Genomic DNA, 17,778 nt, shown 5'->3' on the forward strand with positions numbered 1-17,778 from the left:
TCTATGCGACTGGCCCCGCGGCCCTCTCCGCGGCGTATGACGAGGTCAACAGCGGCACGACACTCCCGGAGTACCGCTGGGCACGGGCCGGTGACGGCGCAATGCCGGCGGAGCCACCGGAGGCTCCGCCGGCCAGCGATCCGGCATCGGCCGGGCGAGCATGCAATCGGAATTGCGCCGGACGTCAGCCGCCGAACGGCTGGCCCATTGGCTTGAGGCGGATGCCGGGCGCCAGGCGCGTCCAGGGCAGATCGGCCGGATCGGCGGTCATCGGCCCGGGGGCCTTTGCCACCAGCACCGCGTGCGCGATGCCCTGGAAGTCCGCGCGAAAATGGACCGAGCTCTTGTTCACCAGGATCTTCATCACCTCGGGCTCGACGCCGCCAACGCGATAGAGATTGCGGTCGAGCATCTGTGCCTTGCCGCCGCTGACCACGACCTGCACGCCTTCGATGCCCAGCAGCGCCACGGGCCCGACATCGGCCTGCATGCCGTGCATCATCGGGCCGCCAAAACGGCACACGCCGTCCGACAGCCTCAGCACCTCGAAGCGCGCCTGCAGCGGCTCGTCGCCGGGCACGCCCGACACGCCACCAAGCGCCGCGTCGACCATCGCACCCACGCCTGCGCGATGCGCGGCCGCTGCCACCGCCGGATCCCAGATCAGCCCGATGGCCGCGCCCCGCGCGCCGTTGCGCAGCAGCGCGCGCAGCATGCCCATCGTGTTGGAATCGCCGCCGGCGCCGGGGTTATCCTGGGTATCGGCGATGACCACCGGACGCGTGGCCCCCTCCGCCATGCGCATGGCTTCGCGCACCGCGTCGTCAGGCGAGAGGAACGGTACCTCCCAGGCAGACTCCTCGGCCAGCATCCTGTCGTAGAGCGCCTGCACGGCGGCTTCGGCGGCGGCGTCATCCTCGCCATAGCCCCAGATCACAGGTCCGCACTCGGGAAAGTCGGCCGCCGGGAAGCCCGGCGTGAACGACAGCGACGCCACTGCGCCGGACTCCAGTTCGGCCAGCGCCGCGTACAAGCCGCGTGCCGGCTCCAGCATCGTGCACATGCCGTTGATGGGAATCAGGAACGGCAGGCGGCGGGCGGCAGCGCGCCAGCGGCGCGGGCCGGCCAGCAAGGTCTTCAGCAGTGCCGCGGCGCGCCCGCCGGTTTCCGCCATGTCGACGTGCGGATACGTGCGGTAGGCCACCAGCGCATCCGCGGCATCGAGCATGCGTTGCGTGACGTTGGCGTGGAGGTCGAGCGACGCCACCAGCGGCACGTCCGGGCCGATCACGTCGCGCAGCCGTGCCAGCAGTTCGCCTTCGCCATCGTCGGCATGCTCGGCCACCATCGCGCCATGCAGGTCCAGGTAAATGGCATCGAAGCCGCCCGCGCGGGCGGCCGCGACGATCTCGCCCGCGATGCGCTCGAACGCATCCTCGGTCACGTGCGCCGACGGACTTGCGCCGGCCCAGATCACCGGGCTCAGGGACCAGCCATTGCGCTGCGCGGCCTGGATGAAGCCACCGGCGGGGATATTCACATCGCGCAGCGCCAGCACGTCGTTGCCGCGCGCCAAGGCCGGAAAGCCCTCGCCGCGCTCGAAACTGGCGTAGGTGGCCTTGGACGGCGCGAACGTATTGGTTTCGTGTTGGAAACCGGCAATCAGGATCTGGGGTACCACAGGACTCTCCATCTTCATGGTTATCTTCAGGCCGTCGCCGGGCTGCCTTGCGGCGCGGGCATGCGGTTGGCCACCAACGTCACCGCGCCGGCCACCAGCAGGGCCACCATCACCAGCAGGCCGGCCTGCATGCTGCCCGTGGCCGTGCGCACCCAGCCGATGATGGTCGGGCTCAGGAAGCCGCCGATCAGGCCTATCGTGTTGATGAGCGCGATGCCGCCGGCCGCGGCGTCGCCCTTCAGGTACTGGGACGGAATGGCCCAGAACACCGTGTAGGCCGCCCACATCATCGCCGTGGCAATCGTCATGCAGGACAGCGACACCGCCAGGTTGCCACTGGACAGCGTGGCCACGGCCAGCGCCACGGCGCCGATGAATGCGGGCACCGCGCTATGCAGGCGACGCTCGCCGCGCCGGTCCGAGCGCCGGCCGATGACGACCATGGCAATGGCGGCCGCGATATACGGGATCATCGAATACAGGCCGATCTTCATCGTGTCGGTAACGCCATCTGCCTTGAGAATGGAAGGCAGCCAGAAGCTCACCGCGTAGATGCCGCAGATCATCGTGAAGTAGGCGAAGGCCAGCAGGTAGACGCGCGGGTCGCGCGCCACCTGGCCGAACGAGTGGTGGCCTGCGCCGGGCGTGTGCAGCTCGGCGGCGAGCATGCGCTTTTCCTCGTCGGTCAGCCATTTGGCATCGGCCGGGCGATCTGCCAGCACGCGCAGGGCCAACACGCCCAGCAGCACGCACGGAAGCCCTTCCACCAGGAACATCCATTGCCAGCCTTCCAGGCCATGCGTGCCGGACAGTCCGGTCATCAGCCACGTCGACAGCGGCGAGCCGAAGATGCCGCCGAGCGGCCCGGCCAGCATCACGATGGCCATCACGCGCGCCATGCGCTGCTGCCCGTACCAGTACGTCAGGTAGAAAATCATGCCGGGCGCGAAGCCGGCCTCGAACACGCCGAGCAGAAAGCGCATCACGTAGAACGTGGTTTCGTCGCGGACGAACAGCATGCAGGCCGACGTCAGGCCCCAGAGCACCAGAATGCGGCTGATGGTCTTGCGCGCACCAATACGGGGAAGCAGCAGGTTGCTGGGGATTTCGAACAGCACGTAGCCGAAGAAGAAAATGCCGGCGCCCAGCCCGTACACGGCGTCGGAAAAGCCCAGGTCGCCCTGCATCTGCAGCTTGGCGAACCCGATGTTGACGCGGTCCAGGTAGGCAAAGGTGTAGCAAAGCAGCAGGAATGGCAGCAGGCGCCAGTTCAGCTTGCGGTACAGGGCCTGCTGCGCGGCGCTGTCGTGCGCCGGCGTGGTGCGTGGGGGCAGTGTGGCAGTCATACGATTTTTCCCGTGGTCGTTCGTGGATGCGATGAACGTTGTGCTGGCGCTGTGTTTTAGTTTTCAAGCATCGTGAGTTAGACAAAACGACATAGCAAGAGCAACTTAAGTCGGTTATCGTTGCCTATTCAGCAACACGATGCATCAGGCGGACGTCGATATGCGAGAACTGAACCAACGCAGGCTGCGTTATTTCCACGAGGTGCTCACGCACGGATCGATCCGGGGCGCGGCCGACAGCATCAACACGTCGCCCTCGGTCGTCACGCGCCAGATTCGCCTGCTGGAAGAGGAAGTGGGCGCGCCACTATTCGACCGCCACGCACGCGGCGTGCAGCCTACCGAAGTGGCTCTGCATCTGCTCGAATACTGGCGGGGGTGCCGCGCGCAGCAGGAGCTGTTCGAAGACCGCCTGCAGGCATTGCGCGGCCTGCAGCACGGCCAGGTACGCATTGCCACGAGCGAAGGCTACGTCGATGGCTTGATGGACGAAGTGCTGACCGACTTCTGCGCGCAGTATCCGCGGCTCGATGTCACGGTGGATGTCCTGCCCGTCAACAACGTGCTGCAGGAGGTGGCGGAAAGCCGGGCGCATCTCGGCCTGGCCTACAACCCGCCCTCGCATGCCGACGTGCGCTGGGTGGCCACGTCGTCGCAGCCGGTGGTACTGCTGGTCCATGCCGAACATCCACTGGCACTGCGCGGCACGAATGTCGATGTGCGGGAACTGGCCGACTATCCGCTGGCGATGATGCCGCCGGCGTTCGGGCTCGGGCAGATCGTGCAGATGCTGGCGTATGCCGAGAACATCCAGATCCGTCCCACGCTGACCACCAATTCACTGGCCGTGCTGCGGCACTTCGTCAAGCGCCATCACGGCATCACGCTGATCGGCGCGTTTGCCGCCTATCGCGAACTGGCCTCGGGCGAACTGGTGACACTACCGATTGCCCATCCGCTGTTCGAGGCTGCCAAGGCACGGTTGCTGGTGAAAACGGGAAGGCCGCTGGGCATGGCGGCGGACACGCTGCTGGACCACATCCTGCGCGACATGTCGATGTTCGCGGCCCCGGCGCCGCGCGGGCGCGGACGATCCACGGCGCGCAAGTCGTCCCGAGCGTAAGAAAGCTCGGGAGCCAGCCTCGAAGACACGCGATGCGGACGTCAGCTCGCCACGCCCTGCCGCCACGTCCCGACGCGCGACGAACTTGTCCCAGCGGTGTACCAGCAGGAAGTCACCGCGCTGCTCGAGGCAGCCGATCGGATGGCCGATCCTCCGCCCGGTGGTTTGCGGCGCAATGCGCGAGACGACGACGGGAGGCTTGACAGAGAAGCCATCGGGACCATCTGCACGCTGCTCGTCGACCTCATCGATAAGCGCCTCCTCAGGTCCTGACTCTCCTCGCGGACCTTGCGACAGCCGGTGCATCCAGCGCAGCCCCAACGAGCTCCTGCATGCGACGGGCTGCCGCGGTCTGGATCCGCTCGGCTCGCACGATCACGCGCATCTTGGCGGATTCGAGCGCGGCGTTGGTGGTGCGAATCGCAACGAGGTCGCCGCGTGCGATTTCGCTGGCCGCGGCTCCCGCGGACAGAAAGGTCAAGCCCAGCCGCTTCATCACGAACCGCTTCAGCAACTCGATCGAACTGCTGGTGAGCGTCGGCGCAAGCTGAAGATTCTCCGCGAACTCGGCCAACCGGATCAACTGATGCAAGCCAAAACCCGGGCCCATCGTCGCCAGCGAGTAGCGGCTCGCGTCCTGCAATGACGGGGTTGCACGACGCCGTGCCAGCGGATGGTCGGGCCAGGCAATGATGCAGACCGGCTGGCTTTGCTCCCGCACGATCTGAACCTCCGGATGCGCCGGCGGATTCATGGCGATACCCAGGTGCGCTTCGTCGCTGGCGACTTTCCGCACTGCCTCCGCTGCGCTCGCCAGTTCGACGTTGACCTGCACCCCGGGATACTGCTGGCCGAACGTATCGACGATGCCGTTCATCAGCAGATCCATATACCCCTCTCCGGCCACCACGTTCAACGTGCCACGCCGCAGCCCGGCAAGGTCGTCGATACGCTCCCGCAGCGCCTCTTCGCTCGCCATGCGATTGCGGCAATGCGCGATGACCAGCGCAGCCGCCTCGGTGGCAATGATCCCTCGGCCTTTGCGCTCAAACAGCGCCACCCCCAGATCCTGTTCCAGCAACTGGATCTGCCGGCTGACCACGGACGGCTCAACGTTGAGCCTGTCCGCAGCGCCCCGCACCGATCCGCACATGGCGGCTTCGTAGAAATATCCCAGCCGCTTTTCATTCAGCGTTCCCGCAGTCATTGCGCCGACCTCTACTGTTGACTTTAGAGCAACGAAACTCACCGAAATCATACATTGATCGCACGGTCCGTTGCACCGATGATGCTGTACACAACAGCGGCCATCGAATGCAGAAGGAAATGCCATGCCCGACGCGCACCTATGTCAGGTGGAAGATCTCATGTCGCAGGCGGAGGCTCTGACGAGTCTCCGCAGGTACATCCATGAACGCCCCGAGCTCGCCTATCGGGAACACGCGACCGCTTCGCTCGTTGGCGAATTGCTCGGCCGATGGGGCTATGACGTAGCAACCGGCATCGGTGGCACGGGCGTGGTGGCAACCCTGACAGCCGGCCACGGTGGCCGCAGCATCGGCATACGTGCGGACATGGATGCACTGCCGATTCAGGAGGCCACTGGCCTGCCTTATGCGAGTACGGTTTCCGGCGTCATGCACGCGTGTGGACACGACGGCCATACCACCATCCTTTTGGGTGCGGCGCAGTACCTCGCCACGCATCGTCGCTTCGACGGCACGCTGCGTCTCTATTTCCAGCCCGCCGAGGAAGCCGGCGTGAACAGCGGCGCCGAGCGGATGATCGCCGAAGGACTGTTCGAGCGCTTCCATTGCGATGCGGTGTTCGGCCTGCACAACCACCCCGGCCAGCCTGCCGGCAGATTCCTGTTTCGGAGCGGGCCGTTCATGGCCTCCGGAGACAAGGTCACGATCACGGTGCGCGGGAAAGGGAGCCACGCGGCACGCCCGCACCTGAGCGTGGACCCGGTTGTCGTGGCGTCGAGCATCGTCATGGCATTGCAGACGGTCGTGGCCCGCAATGTCGATCCGGGCGCCGCGGCGGTGGTCACGGTAGGCGTGCTCCAGGCCGGTACCGCGAACAACGTGATTCCCGCTTCGGCCCGGCTGGAACTGAGTGTTCGTGCATTTGACCCGCGGGTTCGTGAACTGCTGCGCCAGCGCATCGAAGCGCTGGCCAATGCCCAGGCTCACGGCTACGGCGCCACGGTCGAGATTGACTATGTCCTCGGCTACCCGGTCGTCGTCAACAGCGACGCCGAGACTGCCTTCGCCATCGAAGTGGCGCGCGAGCTTGTGGGCGATGCCGATGTCGACGCGGCCTTCGAGCCGGTCATGGCCAGCGAGGACTTTGCGTTCATGCTGCAGCAGCGCCCCGGGTGTTTCCTGCGACTCGGCAACGGCATCGGCCAGGGCATGGGCGAGGGAGGCTGCATGGTCCACAACCCGCGTTACGACTTCAACGACGCGAACCTACCGATTGGCGCCGCCTTCTGGGCCCGGCTGGTCGAGCGATACCTGCCTGTGGCGTGAGCCGCGCATTCCATCCCATCCCCTGCAACATCAGATCCATCGTCCCGCCATGAAGCACGTTTCCCGCATTGCATTGGCTGTATTGGCCGCAACCACGACGGCTCTCGCAAGCGCCGAACCCGCCTACCCGTCCAAACCCGTCAAGATCATAGTGGGTTACGCACCCGGCGGATCGGCGGATACGGTCGCGCGCCTGCTCGCCAACCGGCTCTCGATCCAGATGGGACAATCGTTCGTGGTCGAGAACCGCCCCGGAGCAGCTAGCAGCATCGCCGCCAGCGGCGTCGCACGCGCGCCTGCCGATGGGTACACGCTGTTCCTTGGATCCAACGCGAATGCCATCAATACCACGCTCTACAAGAAGCTTACCTTCGACATCCAGAAGGATTTCGCTCCCGTCGCTCTGGTGACAAGTTTCCCGAACGTCATGGTGGTCAATCCCGCACTGCCTGTGAAGACTGTTGGCGAGTTCATCGCCTACGCGAAGTCGCACCCGGACGGCGTGAACTACGGGTCCTCGGGAATCGGCTCGTCCACGCACCTGGCAGCGGAGATGTTCAAGTCGATGGCTGGCATCAAGATGGAGCATGTCCAGTACAAAGGTAGTGCGCCGGCCCTTACCGACCTCATGGCCGGCCAGGTTCAGGTGATGTTCGACAACGCACCGTCGGTGCTGCCGTTCATCCGCAGTGGCAAACTGCGCGCGCTTGCCGTTACCAGCAGCCAGCCGCAGGCATTTGCGCCGCAGGTGCCAACGGTAAGCGGTGCGGCGCTGCCGGGCTACGAGGTGAAGTCGTGGTATGGGCTGTTTGCCCCGGCCCGCACGCCGCCGGCGATCGTGAACGCGCTGAATCAGCAGATCAATGCCGCCTTGCAGGAAGCTTCCGTGCGCGGCAATCTGGCTGCCCTGGGTGCGTCCCCTGAAGGCGGGATGCCCGAGGCAATGCGCAAGCATCTGGGGCAGGAAGTCACCAAATGGGCCGCGGTGATCCGAAGCTCAGGCGTCACAGCCGAGTAAGCAACACGGCATTTTCCGAATGGCATTCTTGCAGCCGGCTACTGGTCATGGGTAAGTCGTCGGAGTTCGCCAGCTTGCCTGGCGCCTGGAATGGCGCTCTCTTTCCGCCCAGGCAATGTCGGACAGCCAGCCTCATCTGCTCGCAAGCCCCTTAGGCATCAGATTAATCCCCCGAGCTTCTTCAGAAACGCGGCGATATTCTTCTCCTCCCGCTTATAGTAGGTCCACGGGCCCATGCGTTGCGAAGTGACCAGCTGAGCCCGCTGCAACGATGCGAGATACAGGGACACCGTGGACTGGGACAGTCCTGCCCGCTCCTGAATGCTGCTCACGCAGACCCCATATTTGTCCGCGTCAAACTCTTGGTCTGGAAAACTCTTCCCCGGGTCTTTCAACCAACCCAATATCGCCAGACGAGTTGGATTATCCAGAGCCTTCAGTACCTCGCCGACATCGATGCTCATAAGTTGCACATTAGCTTGAGAAAAATAAACCTGGGATCGATACCATCCCTCCGGACTGTATAGTATCAGGCATCGCTACCATTGCGCCGAGGACGGCAACGACGGCCTGCGTGCCATTACGACAGCAACCCCGCGCCAGGCCTCACCAGAAGCGACCGTTACCCAATGCTCGCGTTGTCGGTCCCGATGTCGGCTGATGATCGCAATGCGATAGCAACCTGCAACCGCCTCACGGGATGAGAATGCCAAGCTCCTTGCCCGCGCAAACGATGCATCACATCCTGTCATCATTAACAATTTCAAAATGACTTATGGAATCGGGGCAGGATTTTTGCACCATTTTTTTCCATGACCTCATCCGCGGGCCGGCGACCGTACTTTAAACTCAACATAATACGATCCACGCCGACGCTCCGAAACGCCTCCGGCAACTCGAAAACATATTCAGCTCCGGGCCTATATCCCAAATGCATCGGTAACGGCGGCAACGATGGCGAAGTATCAAGATCGATGTCGAACGATTGCAGGAAAGATCTGTACGCCTCACCAGATTGCCTACGAACTTCTTGGCGCCACGTCTCCACGAAAAGCGGCTATGGCTCGAGGTCCGACCCGAACCCAGTCGGGTCCTTGCCCTGATGCAGGGCAAGGACCCGGCTCTTACTTCTGATAGGTCGGATAGCTCGTGTAGCCCTTCTCCGTGCCTCCGTACATGGTGCCGGGATCTACCGGATTCAGCGGCCAGTTGTTCGCGATGCGTGCCGGCAGGTCCGGATTGGCGATGAATGGGCGACCGAAAGCGATGAGATCCGCGAGACCGGCATCCAACAGGCGCACACCGCGTTCGGCGGTATATCGGCCCGCGTAGAAGATGCGACCGCTGAACGTCTCGCGGACTGCTCGCCGAAAGTCTTCTGGCAGGTCAGGAGCGTTGTTCCAATCGGCCTCGGCAATCGACAGATAGGCAATGCCCGATTGCTCCAGGAGCTTGATGGCTTCGATGTACGTGGTATGCGGATCCGCTTCGACAAGACCCAGGTAAACGCGATCTTCGTCCGTGCTTTCGAACAACGGCGCGAACCGCACGCCCAGTCGATTCTTGCCGACCACTTCCGCAACGGCCGTCACGATCTCGCGCAGGAACCGCAGACGGTTCTCCAGCGAGCCGCCATATTCATCATCACGCTTGTTGCTATGCGCGGAGATGAACTGGTTGACCAGATATCCGTTGGCGCAATGGAGTTCGACACCGTCAAACCCCGCCTCCAGGGCATTGCGGGCGGCTTGCGCATAGAGCTGGACCAGCTCCCTGACTTCCGCGGTGGTCAGGGCACGCGGCTCGGAAGGCGGCGCCAGAGTGCCTGCCCCGGGGCCGGTTTCGATGAAAACACTGACCTGTTGGGCCGGAATGGCCGATGGCGCCACAGGCGCTTCGCCGCCCGGCTGCAGCGAGGTGTGCGAAACCCGTCCGACGTGCCACAGCTGCGCAAAAATGACGCCGCCCTCGTCGTGAACCGCCTTGGTGACCTTCCGCCATCCCTCAACCTGCGCGGGACTATGGATGCCTGGCGTCCAGGCATAGCCCTGGCCGCGAGGTTCGATCTGCGTACCCTCCGTGACCATGAAACCAGCCCCGGCGCGCTGACGGTAGTAGGTCGCCATCAGATCGTTGGGAATATTGCCCGGTTGAGTGCTCCGCGAGCGCGTCAGCGGCGGGAGCACGATCCGGTTCTTCAGCCTGTATGGCCCCAGGCTGGTCGCGGAAAACAGTGAGGTAGCTTTCATTTTCATATTCCTAGATATTGAGAATAATAGATTCTTAGGGTCGAAAAGCATCGTTGCCTAGAACAGACCGTGCGGCGTCTCACCCAGACTCACGAGGATGTTCTTCTTCTGGCTGTACGCCTCCAGCATGGACTTGTGCGTCTCGCGCCCCAGACCGGACTTCTTGTAGCCACCGAACGGCGCGTGAGCAGGAATGTCATGATAGGTATTCACCCACATCCGCCCGGTTTCCACGGCGCGGGCAACCCGCAGCGCACGGTTGAGGTCTTGTGTCCAGACACCCCCCGCCAGCCCGTACTCGGAATCGTTCGCCATGGCGATGACTTCTGCTTCATCCTTGAACGGGATGACGCAAAGAACCGGTCCAAAGATCTCCTCGTACGCAACGCGCATGTCGTTTCGCACGCCCACCAGGATGGTGGGTTGAATGAAATATCCGGCGTCATGGTCGCCACCGACGAGCCGGCCGCCGCCAACGAGCACGCGGGCACCTTCAGCCTGGGCGATATCGATGTAGCCGAGAATTCGCTCCATCTGCGTCTTGCTGACCTGAGCACCCATTTGCGTCTCCGGCGACATCGGATCGCCGACACGCACTGCCCGGAACTTCTCCTTCAGCTCTTCGAGGAACCGCTCGTAGATCGACGCATGAACGAACAGGCGGGCGCCAGATTCGCAGACCTGGCCCTGGTTCCAGAGAATCGCGAGCGCGGCGCCTTCCACAGCCTTGTCCCAGTTCGCATCGGGGAACACGATGTTGGCGGATTTCCCTCCCAGCTCCAGCGTGGCGGGAATGATCTTCTTTGCAGCCGCGACGGCAACGGCCTCGCCGATACGGGTCGAGCCAGTGAACGCCAGCTTCCTGATGTCGGGATGGTCGAGCAGCGGCTGGCCGGCCGAAACACCCGTACCCGTCACGATGTTCACGACGCCCGCGGGTAGCACCTTGGCAAAGATCTTTGCCAGTTCGAGGATGGTGACGGGCGTCATCTCGGACGGCTTGATCACAACGGTGTTGCCCATCGCAATTGCCGGAGCAATCTTCCAGGCCGCCATCAGAAGGGGAAAGTTCCATGGAATGACTTGCCCTACAACGCCTAGCGGCTCGCTCAGCACAATGCTGAGCGTCTTCTCATCGAGCATCACCGCTTCGTCCGAATGGCTTCGGATGACGCCAGCGAAGTATCGGAAATGATCGATGGCGAGCGGCACATCGATAGCCCGGCTTTCACGGATGGGCTTGCCCACATCGAGCGTTTCGAGCGTGGCGAAACGCTCGGCATCCGCCTCGAGCAGGTCGGCGATCTTCAGCAGCGCGGTGGAACGCTCGATCGCTGTGGTTGTACGCCACGTGCGGAATGCACGGGTGGCTGCCTTCACGGCACGATCCACATCTTCCGCGGACGCGTTCGGAATCCGGGTAAGGAACTCACCGTTGGCAGGATTGATGCTATCCAGCGTCTCGCCCGTTGCACCATCAACCCACTGATTGTCGATGAACAGGCCATAGCTGCGGTCCGGAACATAGCTCGGCGGAATGTCTTTCAAGGTTTGCACTGCGTACCTCCAGAAGTTTGAGAACAGGGCCCCGACTGCGCTGCCGTTCCGGGCCCAGGAAGCTAGCGCCATCCATATGCGCTGTGTTTTCACTCTAATTTACATATTGAGATATGTCAATATGTAAATACCATCAGATGGGGTGAGTGCCGCTCCGACCATGCCGGGGAGCGGCCAGCACGGGGCAGCGCTCCGAATCGTCCCGGCAAATCGCCCCGGCCCCGTATTGCAAATAAGAACAATTCTCGATATTATCCAGCGCTCAGCACCGTGTCTCCGGTCAACGACCATGTCCACCACCATTCGAGTTCTGTACGAGAACAACCATGACTGGCTTTGCCAATGGTTGCGCCGCCGGCTCGATTGCCGCGACGAAGCCGTGGATCTGGCGCACGACACCTTCCTGCGGTTGCTCCGCCGGCCGGACGAAGTCCCCGGCATCGGCGAGCCGCGCGCCTTCCTGACCACCATCGCCCGCGGCTTGCTGAACGACCACTGGCGCCGGCGCTCCCTCGAGGAAGCCTGGCTGGAAGCGCTGGCCGCGCTGCCCGTCGAGATGGCCGTGTCCCCCGAGAATCTGGTATCCATGCAGCAAGAGCTGCAGCATCTGGACGCCATGCTCGCCGAGCTGGCCCCCAAGGCCCGCGAAGTCTTCGTGCTGTCGCAGCTCGAGGGCCTCACCTACAAGCAGATCGCCGATCGCACCAGGCTGAGCGACCGCACCGTCAAGCGCTACATGGCGCAGGGCTTTACGTTGTGCCTGACGCTGATGTGCTGATTTGATGCGCTGACCTGCCGTGCCCGCCCCCGATTCCACCACCGCGCTGGACCCTGCCGTCATCCGCGAGGCCGCGGGCTGGCTGGTGCGCCTCCATTCCGGGGAAGCGGGTCCCGCGGACCATGAAGCGTTTGAACGCTGGCGCCGCGCCAGCCCGGATCACGAACGGGCCTGGGAGCGCGCCGAGAAGCTGAGCGCGAAGTTCGGGGCGGTATCTCCCGCGCTCGGCGTGCCCGTCCTCACGCGCCAGGGCACGGTCAACCGGCGTGCCGTGGTGAAGACGCTCGCGATCCTGGGCGTGGTGGCGCCGGCCGGATGGCTGGGCGCCAGCCTGTGGCGCGGCGAAACCGGCGACGTCTACCGCGCGGCCGTGGGCGAGAACCGGCGCGTCGCCCTGGCCGATCGCAGCCTGGTGCAGCTCAATACCTCGACCGACATCGCGGTGCGCTATTCCGACGAGGCTCGCGTGCTGCAATTGCGGCAAGGAGAGATCTATATAGAGACCGCCGCCGATCTCCGAAGCCCGTCACGGCCGTTTCTGGTGGAAACCAGGCAGGGCCGCCTGCGCGCGCTGGGTACGCGGTTCGTGGTGAGGGAACTGGCGCGGGGCGACAAGGACGTGACCGCGTTGACCGTGCTGGAGCATCGCGTCGAAATCACGTTGAAGTCGAGCGGCTCGCGCAGGATCGTCGGCGCGGGTGAAACCGTCGTCTTCTCGGACCAGGCCTTCGACGCGGCGGAGTCCCCGCGGCAGCCTCCCGGCCAGCCGTCCGCCGCCGCGCCAAGCTGGACCAAAGGCATGCTGCAGGCGGACAACGCGCGGCTCGACGCCTTCCTGCGGGAGCTGGCGCGCTACCGCCCGGGGATCCTGCGCTGCGAGCCGGAGGTAGCGAGCCTCCGGGTCTCCGGCATGTTCGTGCTCGGGGATACCGACCACATCCTCGACATCATCGGCGAGACGCTTCCCGTGCGGATCGTCCGACGCACCGCGTACTGGGTCACGGTGACATCCAATACCCGGTGAGCGGGGAGGACGCCCGGATTTTTTTCGTTTCCTGCCCGACTTCGTGTCCCCTTTTGCCCCGGTCGTTCGGCATACAGGGCGTCAACGAAGTACACAGAGAGGAAACGAAGTGGTGCCGTCGCATTTTGAAGCCATTGGGAGCGCAGCCGGAGCACGCCGCGTCAGGAAAAAAACCGTCGGGCGTTTCGCGCTGACGGCAATTGCAGCCTGCATCACGGCCGGTACCGCGATGCACGCGCCGCAGGCGCATGCGCAGGCCGCCGCGCAGGAAACCCGGGACTATCGGATTGCCGCCGGCCCGCTCGCGGACGCGCTCTCGGCATTCGCCAGGGACGCCGGCATCACGGTGTCTTTCCGCCCCGAGGATGCGGCGCACTTGACCACGAAGGGCGTGCAGGGCCGGTACACGGCGGCCGAGGGCCTGGCGGCGCTGCTGGCTGGCACCGGCCTGCGGGCCGTACCGCAAGCTCGCGAAGGTTTCGTGATCCAGGCCGGCCAGGCTCCGGCAAACGGAGCCGCCCGCGCGCAGGCGGCCGCCGAGGCCAATCCCCAATCCGATGTCTCCACCCTCGAAGCCATCACCGTCAGCGGCGACTGGCTTGGCACCGGCCTGGAAAACAGCGTGCAGACGTTCGGCGGCGCCCGCACGCTGGTGAAACGCGATGAGATCGTCAACAGCGGCGCGTCGAACATCTCCGATGTGCTGCGCCGCATCCCGGGCGTGCAAATCAGCGGCAGCACCAGCGCCACCGGCAGCTCGGTCGGCCTGCACGTCGGGATTCGCGGGTTGAACCCCCGCAACTCGTTCCGCTCCACCATGCTGATCGACGGCATTCCCCTGGCCATGGCGCCCTACGGCCAGCCCAACCTGGTCATGTCGCCGGTCAGCATGGGGAATCTCGACTCGATCGACGTCGTCCGCGGTGGCGGCGCCGTGCGCTACGGCCCGCAGAACGTCGGCGGCATCATCAACTTCAAGACCCGCGCGATTCCCAACGCGCCGGGCCTGACCGCGGACGGGTCCGCGCGCTACAACATCTACAGCCACGGCGGATCCAACAAGCAGTACAGCGCGTTCGCCGGCACGCAGATGGACAACGGCTTCGGCGTGGCGCTGCTCTATTCGGGCCTGGACGGCGAGCAGTGGCGGGACGGCAGCCACGACAACTACAACGACGTGGCACTGAAATGGCGCTACGCCATCAGCCCGACCTCCGAGGTCTACGGCAAGCTCTCGCACTACGACGTCAAGTCGATGACGCCGGGCGGCCTGACCGCGGCGCAGTACCGGCAGAATCCGTTCCAGAATACCCACCCCACCGACTCCTGGCGGGGCAAGCGCGAGCAGGTCGACATCGGCTACGTCAACTCGATCTCCGACACGCAGGAATTCGAGATCCGCAGCTACTACTACGAGAGCTCGCGCAAGAGCTCCCTGATCAACCCGGACCAGGGCCGCAACGACTTCCAGCCGCGCGACAACCGGGTGCTGGGCATCGAGCCGCGCTACACGCAGCGCCTGCAGTTCGGCCCCACCACGCACGACTTCACGGTCGGCTACCGCTATGTCCACGAGAGCGGCACCGACACGCGCTACGCCACGTCGCTGGCCACCGGGCTCCAGGTCGGCCCGTCGCAGGTCTTCGACAACGGGACCAACGCGCACTCGGTCTATCTGGACGACCGGATCGCCTACGGGCGCTGGCGCGTCACGCCCGGCATCCGCTACGAGAAAATCAGCAGCGACCGGCAACCGAGCGGGACCACCAACGACACCCCCTTCGACGTCGGCAATAGCCGTGGGCTGCCCTCGTTGAACGTCGCCTACCTCGTCAACGACAAGCTCACGCTCTACACCTCGTACAGCACGTCGTTCGGCGCCGTGCAGTACACGCAGTTGAACTCGATGTCGGCGGCGAATCCGCTGAAGCCGGAAGTCGCCAAGACGGTGGAGGTCGGCGCGCGCTTCGCCGGCGAACAGGTCCACTCCGAACTGACGGCCTTCGACCTGCGCTTCGACAACCAGATCCTCTCGATTCCCGGCACCAACCCCGCCGTGTTCCGCAACCTGGGCGCGACAAACCACAACGGCGTGGAATTCGCCATCGACTACGACTTCGACAAGGCGAGTCTTCTCGCCGGCCTGAACCTGTACGCCAACTACACTTATGTGCGCGCGATTCAGAAGTCGGGCGACTTCGACGGCAAGGACGTGCCGTTCTACTCGCGCCAGACGGCGACATGGGGCGGACGCTACACCAGGCAGAACTGGGCGCTCAACGTGTTTGCCACGGTGCAGAGCAGCCAATACGCCGACACGGCCAACACCGTGCAGGAATCAGCCGACGCAACCAATGGCCGGGTGCCTGGCTTCAGCGTGTGGAACGCGCAGGTGAACTACAAGATTCCGGGCAGGAAAGGCAGCGATCTCGCCTTCGGCATCAACAACCTGTTCGACCGGCGCTATTACTCGCGCAATGTCGACACCAACGGCGGCCGCATGGTCGGCGCGCCCCGCATGGTGTACATCCAGGCGCGGCTGGCTTACTGAGCGGAACATACGCGGGGACGTTCGGTTCCGGCATGGATTGCGGCCCCGCCGCTCCACGTGGTGTCAGTACAGGATGTCCAGATGCGCGCTTGATGCGGTGTGGACGACCGGGCTGCGCTCAATGCGCATCCCGCTTGCCTCGCCAGTCGTCCCGCCAGTCATCCCGCGCGCCTGGCAAGCACCTCGTCCCGCGGCCCCGCATCGACCACGCGCCCGGCCTCCACCACGACAATCGTGTCGAACCGCGCGAGCAAGCCCGGCCGATGCACCGAAGCCACGATGCATGCCGCCGGGAACGCGGCGAACATGCGATCGAACACCCGGCCTTCGGCCTGCGGGTCGAGCGCGCTGGTCGGCTCGTCGAGCAGCAGCAGCGAACTTCCCTGCGCCGCCAGCGCGCCGCGGGCCAGTGCCAGCCGCTGCCGCTGGCCGCCGGAGAGGTTGGCGCCACGCTCGCTGAGCGCGCTGGCGAGGCCCTCGGGAAGGCGCTGCAGCACCTCGTCGAACACGCCCGTGTGTACCGCGGCGTCCAGCGCCGCCGCGTCGGCCGGCTCGCCGAAGGTGAGATTCTCCCGCACGCTGGCTTCGAACACTTCGGCTTCCTGCGGGATCAGCGTGGCGAGCGTGCGCAGTTCGGTCCAGTCCTGGGCAGCGCCGTCGCGCCGGAGTTCGCCGTGCTGCGGGCGGTAGAGGCCGGCGAGCAAACGCAGCAGCGTGCTCTTGCCGCCGCCGCTCGGGCCGATGAGCGCGACGCGCGCGCCACGCCGCAGCAGCAGGTCGATGCCATGCAGGCCGCCGCGCGCGTCGTCGCCGTGGCGCCAGGTGGCGCCATGCAGCTCCAGCGTGTGCCAGGGCGCGTCGGGCACCACGGCGGGCACCGGCGCATCCGGATCGCAGCGCACTTCCCAGATCGGACCGGCGCTGCCGTAGTCGGTGTGCATGCGCGCGAAGCTCTGGAAGTTCGAGGCCATCGCCCCGACCACCGACGCGGCCTGCTGCGCGTACTGGTAGATCATGAAGATCGTGCCCAGCAGCACCGCCTGCCCCGGCTGGCGCGACTGCAGCACGTAGACCACCACCAGGATCCAGGTCAGCCCCATGCCGAGCAGGTCCACGGTAAACCACTTGCCTTCGTTGACCATGACCGCGCGCCGCAGCGGCGCCATCACGGCCGCCATGCGGCGGTCCAGCAGCTTGCGCGAGGCGGCTTGCAGCCGCAGGCCGATCACGGTGCCGGCATTGCCGATGAAGTCGAGCAGCGCGGCGGCATAGTGGCGCTCCGCGTCGTTCTCGGCGCGCGCAAGCTGCATCAGCGCGCGGTCGAAGCGCAGGATGATGAGCGCGATGACCATGTAGCCGCTCACCGCGATCACGCCGCTGGTGCGCGACAGCAAGGCCAGCGCGACCAGCGGGCCGACGAAGTTGAAGGCGCTCTGCAGGTAGCCGAACTGGTTCTGCGCGAAGTCGGACAGCGCCCGGCTGGACTGCACCACGCGGTGCTGCAGTTCGCCCGAATGGCGGCCGTCGCGCCACGCCAGCGGCGCCGCCGCGATGCGCGCATAAAGCTGGTCGGCCAGCCGCTCGCGCACGCGCACGCCGACGTTGCGCTCCAGCACCCGGCCCGGGCCGTGGAGCAGCCACGACAACAGATAGATGCCGATGAGGTAGAGGATCCAGCGCCCGGCCGTCTCCATGCTGTCCCGCTGCAGCGCGTTGATCGCCTGCGCCGCCAGCCACGGCATGGTCAGCCGCAGCAACTGCGCCGCCGACAGCAGGCCGGCCGCGCCGAGCATGTGGGCCCGGACGCCGTGCGCGTGGCGCCAGAGCGCGCGATAGAGGTCGCGCGCCGCGCTGCCGAGGCCGATGGCGGGAGGCTGGGTGGTGGAATCGGAAGCCGTCATGCGGTCGTCATGCCTT

14 protein-coding genes are annotated in these 17,778 nt (G+C 65.0%); 7 read left to right on the forward strand and 7 right to left on the reverse strand.

Annotation, left to right across the window (positions count from 1 at the left end; translation table 11 throughout):
* Positions 1–184: 184 nt before the first annotated feature.
* Positions 185–1,681: a M81 family metallopeptidase gene (locus KF708C_RS25300; RefSeq protein ID WP_156173945.1), complete on the reverse strand. Its 1,497-nt coding sequence runs from the start codon at positions 1,679–1,681 to the stop codon at positions 185–187.
* 26 nt (positions 1,682–1,707) lie between these two features.
* Positions 1,708–3,027, reverse strand: a complete 1,320-nt coding sequence (locus KF708C_RS25305) for an MFS transporter (protein ID WP_059413668.1) — start codon at positions 3,025–3,027, stop codon at positions 1,708–1,710.
* A gap of 160 nt (positions 3,028–3,187) precedes the next feature.
* Here KF708C_RS25305 and KF708C_RS25310 point away from each other — a divergent pair, with 160 nt between their 5' ends.
* Positions 3,188–4,150: a LysR family transcriptional regulator gene (locus KF708C_RS25310; protein ID WP_029043113.1), complete on the forward strand. Its 963-nt coding sequence runs from the start codon at positions 3,188–3,190 to the stop codon at positions 4,148–4,150.
* A 96-nt stretch (positions 4,151–4,246) separates the two neighbouring features.
* Positions 4,247–4,423: a hypothetical protein gene (locus tag KF708C_RS35930; protein ID WP_156173946.1), complete on the forward strand. Its 177-nt coding sequence runs from the start codon at positions 4,247–4,249 to the stop codon at positions 4,421–4,423.
* Here the strand turns inward: KF708C_RS35930 and KF708C_RS25315 are convergent.
* Positions 4,413–5,408: a LysR family transcriptional regulator gene (locus KF708C_RS25315; protein ID WP_231586576.1), complete on the reverse strand. Its 996-nt coding sequence runs from the start codon at positions 5,406–5,408 to the stop codon at positions 4,413–4,415. The two genes, KF708C_RS35930 and KF708C_RS25315, sit on opposite strands and share 11 nt — an antisense overlap.
* 73 nt (positions 5,409–5,481) lie before the next feature.
* On the opposite strand from KF708C_RS25315, the gene KF708C_RS25320 reads away from it, so the two are divergent.
* Both KF708C_RS25320 and KF708C_RS25325 read left to right on the forward strand, forming a co-directional pair.
* Positions 5,482–6,684: a M20 aminoacylase family protein gene (locus tag KF708C_RS25320; protein WP_020200678.1), complete on the forward strand. Its 1,203-nt coding sequence runs from the start codon at positions 5,482–5,484 to the stop codon at positions 6,682–6,684.
* A 49-nt stretch (positions 6,685–6,733) separates the two neighbouring features.
* On the forward strand, positions 6,734–7,702 hold the full coding sequence (locus KF708C_RS25325) for a tripartite tricarboxylate transporter substrate binding protein (protein ID WP_059413673.1): 969 nt from the start codon (positions 6,734–6,736) through the stop codon (positions 7,700–7,702).
* A 158-nt stretch (positions 7,703–7,860) separates the two neighbouring features.
* Here KF708C_RS25325 and KF708C_RS25330 read toward each other — a convergent pair whose 3' ends face one another.
* The 3 genes from KF708C_RS25330 to KF708C_RS25340 form a co-directional block, all read right to left on the reverse strand.
* Complete coding sequence (locus KF708C_RS25330; RefSeq protein WP_441602927.1) at positions 7,861–8,160, reverse strand: ArsR/SmtB family transcription factor; 300 nt, start codon at positions 8,158–8,160, stop codon at positions 7,861–7,863.
* 666 nt (positions 8,161–8,826) lie between these two features.
* Entirely contained in the window at positions 8,827–9,951 is a 1,125-nt protein-coding gene (locus tag KF708C_RS25335) for an alkene reductase (protein ID WP_059413675.1), read from the reverse strand.
* Positions 9,952–10,008: 57 nt separating this feature from the next.
* Positions 10,009–11,508, reverse strand: a complete 1,500-nt coding sequence (locus KF708C_RS25340; RefSeq protein ID WP_059413894.1) for an aldehyde dehydrogenase family protein — start codon at positions 11,506–11,508, stop codon at positions 10,009–10,011.
* Positions 11,509–11,797: 289 nt separating this feature from the next.
* On the opposite strand from KF708C_RS25340, the gene KF708C_RS25345 reads away from it, so the two are divergent.
* The 3 genes from KF708C_RS25345 (at position 11,798) to KF708C_RS25355 (ending at position 15,861) form a co-directional block, all read left to right on the forward strand.
* Entirely contained in the window at positions 11,798–12,286 is a 489-nt protein-coding gene (locus KF708C_RS25345) for a sigma-70 family RNA polymerase sigma factor (RefSeq protein WP_029043115.1), read from the forward strand.
* Between the two features lie 19 nt (positions 12,287–12,305).
* Positions 12,306–13,310 carry a DUF4880 domain-containing protein gene (locus tag KF708C_RS25350; protein ID WP_059413677.1) on the forward strand — a complete coding sequence of 335 codons (1,005 nt, stop codon included), beginning with the start codon at positions 12,306–12,308 and terminating at the stop codon, positions 13,308–13,310.
* A gap of 229 nt (positions 13,311–13,539) precedes the next feature.
* Positions 13,540–15,861, forward strand: a complete 2,322-nt coding sequence (locus KF708C_RS25355) for a TonB-dependent receptor family protein (protein ID WP_059413679.1) — start codon at positions 13,540–13,542, stop codon at positions 15,859–15,861.
* A 158-nt stretch (positions 15,862–16,019) separates the two neighbouring features.
* On the opposite strand, the gene KF708C_RS25360 is transcribed toward KF708C_RS25355, so the two are convergent.
* Positions 16,020–17,762: an ATP-binding cassette domain-containing protein gene (locus KF708C_RS25360; protein WP_197090426.1), complete on the reverse strand. Its 1,743-nt coding sequence runs from the start codon at positions 17,760–17,762 to the stop codon at positions 16,020–16,022.
* Positions 17,763–17,778 lie beyond the last annotated feature (16 nt).

It is taken from the genome of Cupriavidus basilensis (assembly GCF_000876015.1).
GTDB lineage: Bacteria > Pseudomonadota > Gammaproteobacteria > Burkholderiales > Burkholderiaceae > Cupriavidus > Cupriavidus basilensis_B.

Excerpts from the sequence above, each read along its gene's own strand:
- KF708C_RS25305 (WP_059413668.1), bottom strand. The coding sequence starts at position 3,027 with ATGACTGCCACACTGCCCCCACGCACCACGCCGGCGCACGACAGCGCC.
- KF708C_RS25310 (WP_029043113.1), top strand. The coding sequence starts at position 3,188 with ATGCGAGAACTGAACCAACGCAGGCTGCGTTATTTCCACGAGGTGCTC.
- KF708C_RS25315 (WP_231586576.1), bottom strand. The coding sequence starts at position 5,408 with ATGATTTCGGTGAGTTTCGTTGCTCTAAAGTCAACAGTAGAGGTCGGC.
- KF708C_RS25320 (WP_020200678.1), top strand. The coding sequence starts at position 5,482 with ATGCCCGACGCGCACCTATGTCAGGTGGAAGATCTCATGTCGCAGGCG.
- KF708C_RS25325 (WP_059413673.1), top strand. The coding sequence starts at position 6,734 with ATGAAGCACGTTTCCCGCATTGCATTGGCTGTATTGGCCGCAACCACG.
- KF708C_RS25335 (WP_059413675.1), bottom strand. The coding sequence starts at position 9,951 with ATGAAAGCTACCTCACTGTTTTCCGCGACCAGCCTGGGGCCATACAGG.
- KF708C_RS25345 (WP_029043115.1), top strand. The coding sequence starts at position 11,798 with ATGTCCACCACCATTCGAGTTCTGTACGAGAACAACCATGACTGGCTT.
- KF708C_RS25355 (WP_059413679.1), top strand. The coding sequence starts at position 13,540 with ATGCACGCGCCGCAGGCGCATGCGCAGGCCGCCGCGCAGGAAACCCGG.
- KF708C_RS25360 (WP_197090426.1), bottom strand. The coding sequence starts at position 17,762 with ATGACGGCTTCCGATTCCACCACCCAGCCTCCCGCCATCGGCCTCGGC.